The following is a 14,469-nucleotide window of genomic DNA, read 5'->3' on the forward strand; positions in this document are numbered from 1 at the left end:
ACGTATGCACACCCGCGCTGACCTTTTTCGACGGTATTCCCATGACATTCGCCACACTTGGCCTGATCGAACCCTTGCTGCGCGCCCTTGAGACGCTCGGCTACAAGACCCCAACCCCGGTTCAGGCCCAAGCGATTCCCGCAGTGCTGGCTGGCCGCGACCTGATGGCGGCGGCCCAGACCGGCACCGGCAAAACCGGCGGCTTTGCCCTGCCGTTGTTGCAATCGCTGACCATGGAAGGCCCGACCGTTGCCAGCAACTCGGTACGCGCGCTGGTTCTGGTGCCGACCCGCGAGTTGGCCGAACAGGTTCACGAGAGCATTCGCCAGTACGCCGAGCACTTGCCGTTGAGCACGTATGCGGTGTACGGCGGCGTCAGCATCAACCCGCAAATGATGAAAATGCGCAAAGGTGTTGATGTGCTGGTCGCCACGCCAGGCCGTTTGCTCGATCTGTATCGCCAGAAGGCGATCAAGTTCAACCAACTGCAAACCCTGATTCTGGACGAAGCAGACCGCATGCTTGACCTCGGTTTTTCCGAAGAGCTGCGTGACATTTATCGTGCATTGCCGAAAAAACGTCAGACCCTGCTGTTCTCGGCCACGTTCTCTGACGCGATCCGCCTGTTGGCCGAGCAGATGCTCGACAACCCGCTGAGCATCGAAGTCAGCCCGCGTAACGTGGCGGCCAGCAGCGTCAAGCAATGGGTCATCCCGGTCGACAAAAAGCGTAAGCCAGAGCTGTTTCTGCACTTGTTGCGCACCCAGCACTGGAAGCAGGTTCTGGTATTCGCCAAAACCCGTAACGGTGTGGATGAGTTGGTGGGCAAGCTGCAAGCATTGGGCGTCAACGCTGACGGCATTCATGGCGACAAGCCACAAGCCACGCGCCAACGTGCGCTGGATCGCTTCAAGGCCAGCGAAGTGCAGATTCTGGTCGCCACCGACGTAGCGGCGCGTGGGCTGGACATTGAAGACCTGCCACTGGTGGTCAACTTCGATTTGCCCATCGTGGCTGAAGACTACATTCACCGCATTGGTCGTACCGGCCGTGCCGGGCAGAAAGGCGAAGCCATTTCGCTGGTCTGTGCCGATGAAGTGAACATGTTGTCGGCGATTGAGATGCTCACGCGTCAGACCTTGCCGCGCCACGAAGAGCAAGACTTCGAACCCGAGCACCGCGTGCCGGAAACCGACGCATCGGGTCAGGTGATCAAAAAGCCGAAGAAACCGAAAAAGCCTAAAACCTCAGGCGGTGGTGGCAAGCGCAACCTCGGCAAGTGGGTGGACAGCGGCGAAGCGGCCCCGGCAGAGCCGTCGGTCAAGCCGGTGCGCAAAGTGCCGGTCTTCAACACTGGCCCGCGCAAGCGCAAGCCTTAAAACCAAACCTTGCAGGAGCCAGCTTGCTCGCGATCTTTAAGATCAAAAGATCGCGAGGCAAGCTCGCTCCTACGGGGTTTGTAGCCAGCTTAAAATGCCCAGCCCTGCCGCCCGCCCGCTGGCAAAACAGCCCGTGAGCAAATAGCCGCCGGTGGGGGCTTCCCAATCCAGCATCTCGCCTGCGCAGAACACCCCCGGCAACGCCTTGAGCATCAGGTTTTCATCCAACGCCTCAAACCGCACGCCGCCCGCGCTGCTGATGGCTTCGTCCAAGGGGCGCGCTTGGGTCAGTGTCAGTGGCAACGCTTTAATCGCTTTGGCCAGTCGCGCCGGATCGTTGAAGGCTTCTGCCGGGGCCAGTTCGCGCAACAATGCCGCTTTCACGCCGTCCAGGCCCAGTTGGCTGTGTAAGTGTTTGCTCATGGAGCGTGAGCCGCGTGGCTTGGCCAGCGCCGCGGCTACTTTATCCACAGGCTTGTTGGGCAACAGATCGATCAGAATCGTGGCAGCGCCGTGCTGGTTGATCGTTTCGCGAATCGGCGCAGACCAGGCATAAATCAAACTGCCTTCAATGCCGCTGGCGGTGATCACGCACTCGCCCAAGCGCGGCGTGCTGTGTTCCAGCGCGATGGCGATGTTCTTGAGCGGTGCTCCGGCGAACTTGCTGCGCAGCACGTCGCTCCAGGCCGTGACATCAAACCCGCAATTGCTCGGCTGCAAGGGCGCCAGTTCGACCCCGCGCTCAGCCAGCCACGGCATCCACGCCCCATCGGACCCCAGACGCGCCCAACTGCCGCCGCCCAACGCCAACAACACCGCCTCTGGCTTGAGCTGTTTCTCGCCTTCGGGGCTGTCGATGCGCAACTGACCGTCCGCTTGCCAACCCAACCAGCGATGGCGGGTGTGGATAACGACACCCGATTCGCGCAAACGCTTGAGCCAGGCGCGCAGCAAGGGGGCTGCCTTCATGTCGGTAGGGAACACCCTACCGGAACTGCCGACAAAGGTTTGGATGCCTAGCTCATGAATCCACTCGCACAAAGCGTCGGCATCAAAAGCCCGCAGCAGGGGTGCCATGTTCGGCGCTCGTTCGGCGTAGCGTGACAAAAAGGCCGGGTACGCCTCGGAGTGAGTGATGTTCATGCCGCCGACGCCTGCCAGTAAAAACTTGCGCCCCACCGACGGCATGCCGTCATACAGATCAACCTGCACACCCGCCTGGCTCAGCACTTCGGCGGCCATCAAACCGGCGGGGCCGCCGCCAATAATGTCGACGTGAGGGGAAGGGGAGGTCGTGGACTGAGTCATGGCAAGGCTGCAAATCGGCGAAATAAGTCGCGCATTCTACTAAACCCTGTAGGAGCGAGCTTGCCTCGCGATCTTTTAAACGATCAAAAGATCGCGAGGTAAGCTCGCTCCTACGGCAATCAGGGCTGTACGAAAAATGTACAGCTTCTTGCAGGCCTTGTGCGCTGTGGCCTGCAAGGGCTTTCGCTCAGGTTATCCACAGGCAGTTCCACAGGCATTGTGGGTAAAAAGCTCACGCTTCAGTGACACCCTGATGACAACCAGACCTTTTGCGCGCTGTGGTGCAAGATCCCATGCCGCCGCGCCAAGGCCTTGCGGTCTTTGCTGTAGCCGCCACCAATCACCCCGACCACCGGTATGTCGCGGCCCAGACAATGACGCATCACGCTCTCGTCCCGCGCGGCCACACCGGCATCGGTCAGCTTTAAATAACCAAGTGCGTCGTCTTTGTGCACATCGACCCCGGCGTCGTACAGCACCAGGTCGGGTTGATACAGCGGCAATAGATAATTCAGTGCTTCGTCGACAACCTGCAAATACTCGGCATCTCCCATGCCCATCGGCAGGCCTATGTCCCAGTCGCTTTGCGCTTTACGTGCCGGAAAATTCTTTTCGCAGTGCAGGGAGACGGTAATTGCATCAGGCGTCTGCTCAAGAATCCGCGCGGTGCCATCACCTTGGTGCACATCGCAGTCGAAAATCAGCACGCGGTTCACCCGGCCACTTTCCAGCAAGTAGCGGCTGATCACGGCCAGGTCGTTGAAGATGCAAAAACCGGCCGGGTGATCGTAGTGCGCGTGATGGGTGCCGCCAGCCAAGTGGCAGGCCAGCCCATGTGCCAGCGCCTGCTCGGCGGCGAGCAACGAGCCGCCCACTGCGCGAATGGTCCGCCGCGCAAGGGCTTCGCTCCAGGGCAGGCCCAAACGGCGTTGATCTTCACGGGCCAGTTCGCCCGCCATGTAACGCTCGATATAGGCGCGATCATGGGCCAGCGCGAGGATATCCACAGGGCACAATTCAGGGCGCAACAAGTCGGCGTCACGGGTCAGCCCGGTCTCGACCAGGTGATCGCGCAACAGGCGAAACTTGTCCATCGGAAAGCGATGCTCCGGCGGGAACTCCGGGCTGTAATCTTCGTGGTAAATCAGCGGTACTGGCATAGGGATTTAACGTAGGAACGAGCGCTGGATATTAACAGCGCTGTACACTGCCCGACATGCGAAAAGCCCGGTAACACATGGAGAGGCCTGATGGACCAGATTCAAGAGCTGCAAAGCTCCCGGTTGCGCATGCGTCCATGGCGTGACACCGATTTGCCAGAGTTCGCGGCCATGTGCGCCGACCCGCAGGTGATGCGTTATTTTCCTGCGCTCTTGAGCCGTCTTGAAAGCGCTGCATTGATAGGCCGGTTTCGTGGCCATTTTGCTGAGTACGGCTACGGGATGTGGGCGCTGGAGCATAAGGACACTGGGGCCTTTATTGGCTTTACTGGGCTGATGAATGTCAGTTTTGCCGCTGCGTTCACCCCGGCGGTTGAAATAGGCTGGCGGCTGGCGCGAGAACATTGGGGGCTCGGGTACGCCAGTGAAGCGGCCTGGACGGCGCTGCGTTGTGCGTTTGATCGCTTGGCGCTGGATCAGGTGGTGTCGTTTACCAGCGAGTCGAATCTACCTTCGCAAAAGGTCATGGAAGCGATCGGCATGCATCGAGACCTCGAAGGAAATTTCGAACATCCCGTGCTGGCTGAACACCATCCACTAAGGCCGCATGTGCTGTATCGCATTTCGCGGGCACAGTGGCTGAAAACGTTGCACGGTTAAACAGGCCGTTTTCGAACCTTGCGTTTGGGGCGATGCCAAAATTTTGTTGGCCGACGTAGCGAAGATTACGACGGCATTGCTCTGTGTGAGGAGAGTCTGAATGAGCCAAGTGTTGGATGATCTGGTCAACTTACTGACCCTGGAACCGATTGAAGAAAACCTCTTTCGTGGCAGCAGTCAGGATTTGGGCTTTCGTCAGCTGTTCGGCGGTCAGGTGCTTGGGCAATCATTGTCGGCCATGAGCCAGACCGTTGAAGATGCTCGCCACGTGCACTCGATGCACGGCTATTTTTTGCGTCCGGGCGATGCCAGCCTGCCCGTGGTGTATCAGGTTGATCGGGTGCGTGACGGCGGCAGTTTCAGCACGCGCCGGGTGACCGCGATCCAGAAGGGCCAGCCGATTTTCACCAGCAGCGCTTCGTTTCAATACGACGAGGGCGGCTTTGAGCATCAAACGGCTATGCCTGATGTGGTGGGGCCGGAAAACCTGCCATCCGAACTGGATATGATCCGCCAGAGTGCGCACCTGATCCCTGAGTCGATGCGTGAAAAGCTGCTGTGCGCCAAGCCCATCGAAGTGCGTCCTGTGGTGGGTGAAGATCCGTTCAACCCTGCGGTGAGCGATCCGATCAAGTACGTGTGGTTCCGCGCCGATGGCACCTTGCCCGACAACCTGGCCCTGCACAAATACCTGCTGGCCTACGCCTCGGACTTTGGTTTGTTGACCACCTCGCTGCTGCCCCATGGCAAAGGCGTGTGGCAAAAAGACATGCAGGTCGCCAGCCTGGACCACGCGCTGTGGTTCCACGGTGAGCTGCGCACCGACGACTGGTTGCTCTACGCCATGGACAGCCCATGGGCCGGAAATTCTCGCGGATTTTCCCGTGGCAGCGTCTACAACCGCGCTGGCAAACTGGTCGCGTCGGTGACTCAGGAAGGTTTGATCCGCCACCGCAAGGATTGGGCATGACGCTCAAGGACATCAATCACTGGGTATTCGACATGGACGGCACCCTGACCATCGCTGTGCATGACTTTGCCGCGATTCGTCAGGCGCTGGGCATTCCGGCCGAAGACGACATCCTGACCCACCTCAATGGCTTGCCCGCTGATGAGGCGGCCGCCAAGCACGCCTGGTTGCTGGAGCACGAGCGTGAGTTGGCGTTGGCTTCGACGCCTGCGGCCGGTGCTGTCGAACTGGTACGCGAGCTGGCTGCCCGTGGTTATCGCCTCGGCATACTGACCCGCAATGCCCAGGAGCTGGCACATATCACGCTCAAGGCCATTGGCTTGTGTGAATGCTTTGCCCCACAGGACGTCTTGGGCCGTGAGAATGCCGCGCATAAACCCGACCCGGACGGCCTGTTGCAACTGGCGCAGGCATGGGGTGTGACCCCGGATAGCATGGTGATGGTGGGTGATTACCGCTTTGACCTGGAGTGTGGCCGGGCGGCAGGCAGCAAAACCGTGCTGGTCAACGTCCCGGAAAACCCGTGGCCGGAATTGACCGACTGGCACGCCAGAGATTGCCGCGAACTGCAACGGATGGTGAGTTGACACCGCGCCCCCTGTAGGAGCGAGCTTGCCTCGCGATCTTTTAAACGATCAAAAGATCGCGAGGCAAGCTCGCTCCTACACGGATTGATCACTTCCCGAACAGTGCCTTTTGCCCCTCTGGCGAAGTGAACATCTGATCGCCGTTGTGCCCAACGCCAGGCACCTCAACCAAGCGCTGATTAAGCCCTTGCGGATGACGTTGGCTTAAGTAGTCAAAGTAGTTATGCCCGCGTATCAAGCGATAAGCGCCCTGGGCTTCGGCTTCGCAGCTTTTATCCAGTGCCGGATGGTTGGGGTCGGTGTCTTTGGCCCCGAGCAAATAGGTAATGTCGCGGCCCACGTAGTGTTGCTCAAGCGCGTGGTGTTTCTGCCCTTCTGCGTAGGCAGGCAAGCCCTTGAGCCCGTATTTCCAGGTATTGAAGCCAGGACACGTCGCCGGGTCAAACCCTGCCACCGGGCGTTGCGCGTTGAAGTACGCATAGGACGATGGGTTGGCGATCACGTAGCGCACCTTGATGCCTTCGCTTTCCAGCGCTTTGTCGGCCTCAGTGGTCAAGGCGTAGCGCTGCACCACTTGCGCCCCGCCGGAATGCCCGGCAATTACCACTTCGCGCAAGTCAGGGAAACGTTTGCGGTCGCTCAGACGCTCAAGAATCTGATCCAGCGCGGCATACGAACTCACGGGCGTCTGGCCCAAGGCGGGCTCGCCTGCCATCCAGTCATTGGCGTGCCAGCGCAGCACATTGTCAGGCAGAGCATGGCGGCCGCCATCGCTCTCATTCAGAAACTGCGGCGCGATGATCAGCGTTGTGGATAACTGCCCAGCCTGCGTCGCGGCTTGCTCGGCGCTGTGCAAGTAGGTCTGGGCATTGCGCAAGCGCCCGTGAATCACAATCAGCGCACGTTGCACGTTGGGTTGTGGATGATTCCAGTCTTGACTCAACCCGACACGCAACTCGCCGCGGCCGATTTTCAGATGGTCGGGGCTCAGTTCCTTAACCCCGTGCTCTGCTGCCTGTAGCGCGGTGCACGCCGCCAATAACCCCAACACTGCAATCAAACGTTTCGCCATTTAGAGCCTCGGTGCCGAAAAAGTGTCGCATTGCTTGATGTCGCCTTGTTCAAACCCGGTCTTGAACCAACGCACACGTTGTTCAGACGTGCCGTGGGTAAACGAGTCCGGCACTACTCGGCCCTGACTTTGCTGCTGCAAGCGGTCATCGCCAATGGCGTTCGCAGCCGTTAGAGCGGATTCGATGTCACCGGGTTCCAGCCAGTTCAAGCGTTTTTGTGCATTGTTCGCCCACACGCCGGCGTAACAGTCAGCTTGCAACTCTTGGCGCACCAGCAGCCCGCCATCGCCTTCCATTTGCTTGCCTTGTGCGCGTGCCATCTGCATTTTTGACGACAGCCCCAACAGCGTCTGCACGTGATGCCCCACTTCATGGGCGATCACATAGGCTTGGGCGAATTCACCCGACGCTCTGAAACGTTGAGCCATTTCCTGGAAAAACGACATGTCCAGGTAAACCCGCTGGTTCGCCGGGCAATAGAACGGCCCGCTGGCGGCCGTAGCAGAGCCGCAGGCTGAATTCACCTGGCCGCGAAACAACACCAGCGTAGGGTCTTTATAGGTGCGGCCTGACTGCTGAAAAATCTGACGCCACGTGTCCTCGGTGTCTCCCAAAATCGCGCGTACAAATTCCGCTTGCTGGTCGGCGGCTGGAATCGGATGCCCGGTTCGCTGAGTGGTTTGTTGTGCCGGTTGATCCGTGAGCTGGCTCCCGAGTTGTTCGAGGATTTGCATCGGCTCCTGCCCGGTCAACAGACCAAAGCCCACAATCACCACCACCGCCATCAGGCTTAAGCCTTTGCCGCCGCCAAAGCGCATGCCCCCACCACCACCGCTTTGATCGCGCACGTCTTCCACGTTGTCGCTACGTCGGCCTTTTTTCCACAGCATGGAAGAATCCTCATTAAGTCCTGTTGATAAGTGTTGCTGCTGAGTAGGCACTCCGCCAGCCCGGCTGTCAGACGTTTGTTGAATTGGACGGCAGTGTGGCAGTTAGCAGGGCGGGTTCACAGAGGAGGCCTACACGTAGCAGCGGCTGTTTGTAGGCGGGCGCTGACTTACGAAGAGGGGATTGGGACGTAGGGTGGGCATCCCATTTTTTGTTCTGCCTCGAGGTTTTTTTTAGTGAGAAATAATTGCCCAGAAAGTACAGACCAGATCGTGACCACGGGTTTTGCTCACGTGGTGAAAATGATCAGAAGTGCTCAACAGAGTTCTGCTCTGGCGGTGAATGCACACTTGATTGGGCTCTATTGGCAAGTCGGCGCCTTTATCAGTCAAAAGCTTGCACTGGCTGAATGGGGGGACTCTGTCGTCGAACAATTGGCAGCCCATATTGCGAGTACTCAGCCTGGGCTCAGGGGGGTTCACTCGTCGAAATTTATTCCGCATGCGCCAATTTTATGAAACCTACAAAACGGATGAAAACTTAGTGTCAGCACTGCTGACACAAATGCCCTGGACTCATCACTTGATGTTGCTGAGCCAATGCCAAATGCCGCAGCAGCGTGAGTTTTACATGCGCATGGCAATCGAACAGAGGTGGTCTAGTCGTGAGCTGGGTCGCCAACTGCAAAGTGCCTTGTTTGAGCGAACGCTTGTTAATCCTGCCAAGCTCTCGCCTGCATTAAAGGAACGTGTTGAAGGCGTCGCTAATGTTTTTAAAGACGCTTATTACGTGGAGTTTCTCCAATTACCCAAAGGCCATAGCGAGTCGGGTTTGCATCTAGGTTTGTTGGGGCGTTTAAAAGAGTTTCTGACGGAGCTGGGCAATGACTTCTGCTTTGTCGGTTCTGAGTATCCGCTACAGGTGGGTGATCGAGATTTTGCAGTGGATCTGGTTCTATTTCACCGAGGTTTAAATTGTCTGGTCGCGATTGAACTTAAGGTCGGGCGTTTTGAGCCCGAACACTTGGGTAAACTCAATTTTTACCTGGAGGCTCTCGACCGCGACCATCGCAAGCCCCACGAAAACCCGGCCATTGGTGTTTTACTGTGCGCCAGTAAAAATGATGAAGTGGTTGAATACGCGCTCAATCGCTCGTTGTCCCCGGCATTGATCGCTGAGTATCAGACGCGTTTGCCGGACAAAAAACTGCTGCTCGCCAAGCTGCACGAGTTTTATCTGCAAAACGTTCCCGTCGACGACGCGTGACGCCCTTATCTGCCTTGGAGCTGTTAGCCCTGTGAATATCGATACCCGCATCAAATATCGCCACTTGGTGTGCTTTTTGGAAATGGCACGCCAGGGCAGTTTGGCGCGGGCGGCGGATGTGTTGGCGGTCAGCCAGCCAGCGATGTCAAAAACCCTCAAAGAGTTGGAAGAACTGCTGACGGTCACTCTGTTTGTACGCAGTAAAAGCGGGGTCAGCCTGACCGAGGCCGGGGTGGCTTTCCTGCGTTATGCAACGCCGTCGGTGCAGGCGTTGCGCGAAGGGGTCAATGCGTTGCGCGGGGGTGAGTATTCAGGTGGTACGGTCCGGTTGGGGGTGTTGTCCACCGTTGAAAGCCTGCTGGTGCCCGAGTTGGTGAGCCGCTTGCACGCCCGCCATTCGGCGCTGGTGGTGAGTATCGTGACCGGGCCGAGTGCGTATTTGTTGTCGCAGTTGCGTGTCGGCGACGTCGATCTGGTGGTGGGACGCATGACGGACAGCCCAGAAATACAGGGCATGAATTTTGAACATCTGTACAGCGAATCGATGACGCTGGTCGTGCGCCCGGGTCATCCGTTGTTGCAGGGCCCGCTGGATCGCAGCCAGTTGGAACGTTATCCACTGGTGCTGCCGCTGGCCAACACCACCATCCGCACGTTTGCCGACAGTTTGTTTGTGCAGTGCGGCATCAGTCAGTCGCGCCAACGTCTGGAAACCTTGTCGGTGACGGTGAGTCGGCGCTATGTGCTGCGTAACAATGCGGTCTGGATCGCGCCTCTGGATGCGGTGCGCCTTGATCTGGCAAGCGGCGAGCTGCAAGAAATCGACCTCGGCCAGCGTGAACCAGGCGGCTCGATTGGCATTTGCAGCAACGCCCATGTGCCGATGTCGGTGGCGGCCCAAGGTTGCGTTGAGGTGTTGCGTGAGTTGGGGCAAGCGTATGGCGAAGGGGTCTATCCATAACCATTTGGTTATGTGTTAAGGCGTCCTTTTCAGTAGTCCTTGATCTTCTGTTGTCTGAAACTGGCGCCTTTATAAAAACAACAGGAGATCGACATGTCTGATGCAGACAGCCGGCGCTTTATCATCCGTGATCGCAACTGGCACCCTAAAGCCCTGACCCCTGACTACAAAACCTCGATTGCCCGTTCCCCGCGCCAGGCGCTGGTGAGCATCCCGCAATCGGTCAGCGAAACCAGCGGCCCCGATTTTTCTCACCTCAGATTCGGCAAGTTCGACAACGACCTGTTGCTGAACTTCAACAATGGCGGCTTGCCGGTGGGCGAGCGGATCCTGCTCTCGGGCCGCGTGTGCGACCAATACGGCAAGCCGATCCCGCACACCTTGGTCGAAATCTGGCAAGCCAACGCCGGTGGCCGTTATCGCCACAAGAATGACCGCTACCTGGCGCCGCTGGACCCCAACTTTGGTGGCGTGGGCCGCACACTCACCGACAGCCAGGGCTATTACAGTTTCCGTACCGTCAAACCGGGCCCTTACCCGTGGCGCAACGGCCCCAATGACTGGCGCCCGGCGCATATTCACGTGTCCATCAGTGGCCCTTCGATTGCCACGCGCCTGATTACCCAGTTGTATTTCGAAGGCGATCCGTTGATCCCGATGTGCCCGATCGTCAAGTCGATTGCCAGCCCTGAGGCCGTACAAAGCCTGATTGCGCGGTTGGACATGGGCGCTGCCAATCCGATGGATTGCCTGGCGTATCGCTTTGACATCGTGCTGCGCGGTCAGCGCAAGACTCACTTCGAAAACTGCTGAGGAGCCTCGTCATGCCTATCGAACTGCTACCGGAAACTCCATCGCAAACGGCCGGCCCTTACGTGCATATCGGGTTGGCGCTGGCCGCCGCGGGTAACCCGTCGCGTCCAGAAGAAATCTGGAGCGAGATGGCCAAGCCTGGCGCTGAGGGCGAGCACATTCTGCTGCTCGGCAATGTCTATGATGGCAATGGCCACCTGGTGCGCGACTCCTTCCTGGAGCTGTGGCAAGCCAACCACGAAGGGGTCTACGACGAAGACTTTGACAGTGAGAAAGCCTTCAACAGTTTTGGCCGGACGGCGACCACGTTTGATGCGGGTGAATGGACACTCAGCACCATCAAACCCGGCGTGGTGAAAAACGCCGCGGGCGTGCCGATGGCGCCGCACATCAACGTGTCGCTGTTTGCCCGAGGCATCAACATTCATCTGCAAACGCGTCTGTACTTCAGCGACGAGCCTGAAGCCAACGCTAAATGCCCGGTGCTCAACTTGATCGAGCAGCCGCAACGCCGTGAAACCCTGATCGCCCAGCGCTGCGAAGTGAATGGCAAGCCGGCCTATCGGTTTGACATCTACATTCAAGGTGGCAACGAAACGGTGTTCTTCGATTTTTAATCGCTGAAGCTGTGGGAGCCTGGCTGGCCAGCTCCCGCAGACGTGTTGGCGGGCTCACTCGTAGTGTGTGATGCCTGCAATGTGTCGCCCGGCGATGTAGCCAAACGTCAGTGCTGGGCCAAGATTTATTCCTCCTGCGGGGTAGTACCCGCCCATGATGCTGGCCATGTCTGTTCCAGCGGCATACAACCCCTTGATCGCCTGACCTGCTGTGTTCAGCACTTGTGCATGCTCGTTGGTTTTGAGCCCGGCAAAGGTACCGAAACAGCCGGGTTCGACCTTGACTGCGTAAAACGGGCCTTGTGTGATGGGCGCCACGCAAGGGTTGGGCTGATGCAACGGGTCGCCTTGTTTGCGATTGTACGGGGTGGAGCCGCGCCCGAATTGCGGGTCCTGGCCTGTTTGAGCGTGGTGGTTGTAGTTGTCCACAGTGGTTTGCAAACCTTTGGCATCAATGCCGCAGGCGCGTGCCAGGCCTTCAAGGGTGTAGGCACTTTTCAGGTAGCCGGACTGGACAAACGGCCCCACAGGGATAGGAAAAGGCCGCGAAATACCGAGCCCGTAACGGCGCTGGAAATCATGCGTGCAAATCAGCCACGAAGCGACCGGCCCATTGGCTGGCGCTTTTTCCACCATGGCGGTGACGTAATCGTAATAGCCGTTGGCTTCATTGACGAAGCGCTGGCCGTTGCTCAACACGCCAATGATCCCCGGTTTGCCGCGCTCAATGATGTGCGGGAAGTGCCCGATGCTGCCGTCGCTGTACGGGACGCGCGACACCGGCGCCCAGGCCACAGGCGACTGCATGTCGCTGTTGACCCAGCCGCCAGCACTTTCTCCCAGCGTTAGACCATCACCGCTGGCGCCCAGCGGCGGCAGGGCCAGATGCTCGTGCCCGGTCGGCGTGCGTGGAAACAGCGCCTTGCGCCGTTCAATGTCATTGGCAAACCCGCCAGCTGCCAGCACCACGGCCTTGCGGGCGCGGATTTGTATCTCGCCCTGTGCTGTCTTGACCACGGCCCCCGTGACGCCCGCTTCATCCTGGATTAACTGCGTCACCGGAGCCGACTCCCATAACAGCACGCCCAAGTCTTCCGCTGACTTGGCCAGCCGCGCGACCAATGCAACGCCATTGACCAATTGCAGAGCCCGGCCCCGCAGGGCGAGGTCCATGAGGTGGCGAGTAAAACGTTGGGTCACGTGCCAGGCGGCTGGCAGCGAGCGGGTGAGATTGAGAAAGGCAGCCAGGTCAGGCCCCGCCATGATCGGCATGCCCATAAAGGAGGTTTCGCGCATTGTCTTGCGCAGACGCTTGAGCAGCTTGCCGACCTCACGGCCGTTGTAGGGCGCGGCGATCACTGAGCGCCCTCCGGTTCCGGCCCCCGGCGTATCGCCGTGGATGTCGGCAATTGCGTTGCCATCGGCAAATTGCAAGCGGGTGTGCTGTTCGAAGAACGCCACCATGTGCGGTCCGGCCTCAAGAAAAGCATCAATCATCGCCGGCTCGTAGCGCTCGCCCAATTCGTGCTTGAGGTAGGTGCGCGGCAATTCCACGTCCTCAACGATCCCGGCGCGTTTGGCCAGCGGGTTGCAGGGTACCCATGCCCAGCCGCCAGACCAGGCGGTGGCGCCACCGAATACCGGATCTTTTTCGACCACGATGACCTTTTGCCCATGCCAGGCGGCCGTCACTGCGGCGGCCAGCCCTGCGGCGCCCGAACCGACGATCAGCACATCACAGTCGAGAGTGCTGGGGTGAGAGGCAGCAGTCATTTTTTGAGGCTCCGGTGGTGAAATTGTTATTTTGGAACTAGATTCCAAAATATAGAGTTTTAGCGTTTAAACGACAACCATTACCTTGTTTTTGAGTTCCAGCTTTTGCGTTTTGAGGATTACCTTTTAGAATCACTCATATTTTGCGAGGGCCCTGTATGGCTGGTAGTCAGATCGAACGAGTCTTCAATGTGCTCGAAAGCCTTACCCGTGAGCCTCGTGGCGTACCAATGCAGACGTTGGCCGAGCAGTTGAGCATTCCTAAAAGTGCGACGCACCGCTTGCTCGCCGAACTGGTTCGCCTCGGCTATGTGCGGCAAAACGCTGAAAGCAGTCGTTATCACCTGTCGACCAAGCTGGTCGCCATGGGTTTTCAATACCTGGCCAGCAGTGGGGCTGACATCGTGCAGCCCATCCTCGACCGGCTTGCACAAGAGACCGGCGAACTGGTGCGCCTTGGGGTTGTCGATGGGGAGCGGTTGACCTGGATCGCCAAATCTCAGGGCGCCCGTTCGGGCCTGCGGTTTGACCCTGACATGGGCCGCGATGCGCCGTTGTATTACACCGCGTCTGGGCATGCCTGGCTGGCGAGCATGAGCGATGCCCTCGCGCTGGCGCAGGTCGAGCGTCAAGGCATTGAAGCCCCTGACGACGTAGGCCCGAACGCCCCTCAATCCAATGCCCAGTTGCTGGAACTGCTGCGCATCGCCCGTGAGCGTGGCTATGCCTGTGTGCAAGAAAGCTCGGCGGTCGGCACGTCGGCCATCGCGGCCGTGGTGCGCAGCCCGCTGGATCAGCGCGTGATCGGTGTTCTGAGTGTGGCCGGACCTAGTGCGCGTCTGCCGCAAGAGCGTTTGCATCAACTGGCACCGGTGTTGCTGCGCTTTGCTGATGAGTTGTCAGTGGCGTGTCAGGCGTCCGAGTTGTTTGCGGTGTGACGAAGAATTTTAACCCGTCGGTTAAATTGACTTGCATGAATGTGGAACTCGATTCTAAATTGTGTGAATTCTGCGA

13 protein-coding genes and 1 pseudogene are annotated in these 14,469 nt (G+C 58.7%); 9 read left to right on the plus strand and 5 right to left on the minus strand.

The window, feature by feature from the left end:
• Positions 1-41 precede the first annotated feature (41 nt).
• On the plus strand, positions 42-1,379 hold the full coding sequence (locus RHM56_RS00945) for a DEAD/DEAH box helicase (RefSeq protein ID WP_322237648.1): 1,338 nt from the start codon (positions 42-44) through the stop codon (positions 1,377-1,379).
• A gap of 69 nt (positions 1,380-1,448) precedes the next feature.
• Here the strand turns inward: RHM56_RS00945 and RHM56_RS00950 are convergent, their stop codons facing one another.
• Together RHM56_RS00950 and RHM56_RS00955 are read right to left on the minus strand one after the other, a co-directional pair.
• Positions 1,449-2,687, minus strand: a complete 1,239-nt coding sequence (locus RHM56_RS00950) for a TIGR03862 family flavoprotein (protein WP_322237651.1) — start codon at positions 2,685-2,687, stop codon at positions 1,449-1,451.
• Positions 2,688-2,926: 239 nt separating this feature from the next.
• A complete protein-coding gene (locus RHM56_RS00955) occupies positions 2,927-3,847 on the minus strand; it encodes a histone deacetylase (RefSeq protein WP_322237654.1) in 921 nt (306 codons plus the stop codon).
• A gap of 90 nt (positions 3,848-3,937) precedes the next feature.
• Here RHM56_RS00955 and RHM56_RS00960 point away from each other — a divergent pair, with 90 nt between their 5' ends.
• The 3 genes from RHM56_RS00960 to RHM56_RS00970 all read left to right on the plus strand — a co-directional run bounded on the left by RHM56_RS00960 (position 3,938) and on the right by RHM56_RS00970 (position 6,064).
• Positions 3,938-4,507: a GNAT family N-acetyltransferase gene (locus RHM56_RS00960; RefSeq protein WP_322237657.1), complete on the plus strand. Its 570-nt coding sequence runs from the start codon at positions 3,938-3,940 to the stop codon at positions 4,505-4,507.
• Between the two features lie 100 nt (positions 4,508-4,607).
• Positions 4,608-5,477: an acyl-CoA thioesterase II gene (gene tesB, locus RHM56_RS00965; RefSeq protein ID WP_322237660.1), complete on the plus strand. Its 870-nt coding sequence runs from the start codon at positions 4,608-4,610 to the stop codon at positions 5,475-5,477.
• Complete coding sequence (locus tag RHM56_RS00970; protein ID WP_322237662.1) at positions 5,474-6,064, plus strand: HAD family hydrolase; 591 nt, start codon at positions 5,474-5,476, stop codon at positions 6,062-6,064. The genes tesB and RHM56_RS00970 overlap by 4 nt, the downstream gene beginning before the upstream one ends.
• Before the next feature lie 88 nt (positions 6,065-6,152).
• Here the strand turns inward: RHM56_RS00970 and RHM56_RS00975 are convergent, their stop codons facing one another.
• Positions 6,153-7,136, minus strand: coding sequence for an alpha/beta hydrolase (locus RHM56_RS00975; protein ID WP_322237665.1), 984 nt, complete (start codon positions 7,134-7,136; stop codon positions 6,153-6,155).
• Positions 7,137-8,027, minus strand: a complete 891-nt coding sequence (locus RHM56_RS00980; protein WP_322237668.1) for a neutral zinc metallopeptidase — start codon at positions 8,025-8,027, stop codon at positions 7,137-7,139.
• 300 nt (positions 8,028-8,327) lie between these two features.
• Here RHM56_RS00980 and RHM56_RS00985 point away from each other — a divergent pair.
• From RHM56_RS00985 to pcaG, 4 genes and pseudogenes are all read left to right on the plus strand, one after another.
• Positions 8,328-9,291 (plus strand): annotated as a pseudogene (locus RHM56_RS00985) (PDDEXK nuclease domain-containing protein).
• 31 nt (positions 9,292-9,322) lie between these two features.
• The gene (gene pcaQ / locus RHM56_RS00990; RefSeq protein ID WP_322237671.1) at positions 9,323-10,252 is read left to right on the plus strand and encodes a pca operon transcription factor PcaQ; all 930 of its coding nucleotides are present in this window, start codon (positions 9,323-9,325) and stop codon (positions 10,250-10,252) included.
• A gap of 93 nt (positions 10,253-10,345) precedes the next feature.
• The gene (pcaH, locus tag RHM56_RS00995; protein ID WP_322237674.1) at positions 10,346-11,065 is read left to right on the plus strand and encodes a protocatechuate 3,4-dioxygenase subunit beta; all 720 of its coding nucleotides are present in this window, start codon (positions 10,346-10,348) and stop codon (positions 11,063-11,065) included.
• Positions 11,066-11,076: 11 nt separating this feature from the next.
• Complete coding sequence (pcaG, locus tag RHM56_RS01000) at positions 11,077-11,682, plus strand: protocatechuate 3,4-dioxygenase subunit alpha (RefSeq protein WP_322237677.1); 606 nt, start codon at positions 11,077-11,079, stop codon at positions 11,680-11,682.
• Positions 11,683-11,736: 54 nt separating this feature from the next.
• Here the strand turns inward: pcaG and RHM56_RS01005 are convergent, their stop codons facing one another.
• Positions 11,737-13,455 (minus strand): FAD-dependent oxidoreductase, encoded by a 1,719-nt coding sequence (locus RHM56_RS01005; RefSeq protein WP_322237680.1) that lies wholly within the window; start codon positions 13,453-13,455, stop codon positions 11,737-11,739.
• A 158-nt stretch (positions 13,456-13,613) separates the two neighbouring features.
• Here RHM56_RS01005 and RHM56_RS01010 point away from each other — a divergent pair, with 158 nt between their 5' ends.
• Positions 13,614-14,393, plus strand: coding sequence for an IclR family transcriptional regulator (locus RHM56_RS01010; protein ID WP_322237683.1), 780 nt, complete (start codon positions 13,614-13,616; stop codon positions 14,391-14,393).
• The last annotated feature ends 76 nt before the right edge of the window (positions 14,394-14,469 follow it).

The organism is Pseudomonas sp. CCC3.1 (assembly GCF_034347405.1).
GTDB lineage: Bacteria > Pseudomonadota > Gammaproteobacteria > Pseudomonadales > Pseudomonadaceae > Aquipseudomonas.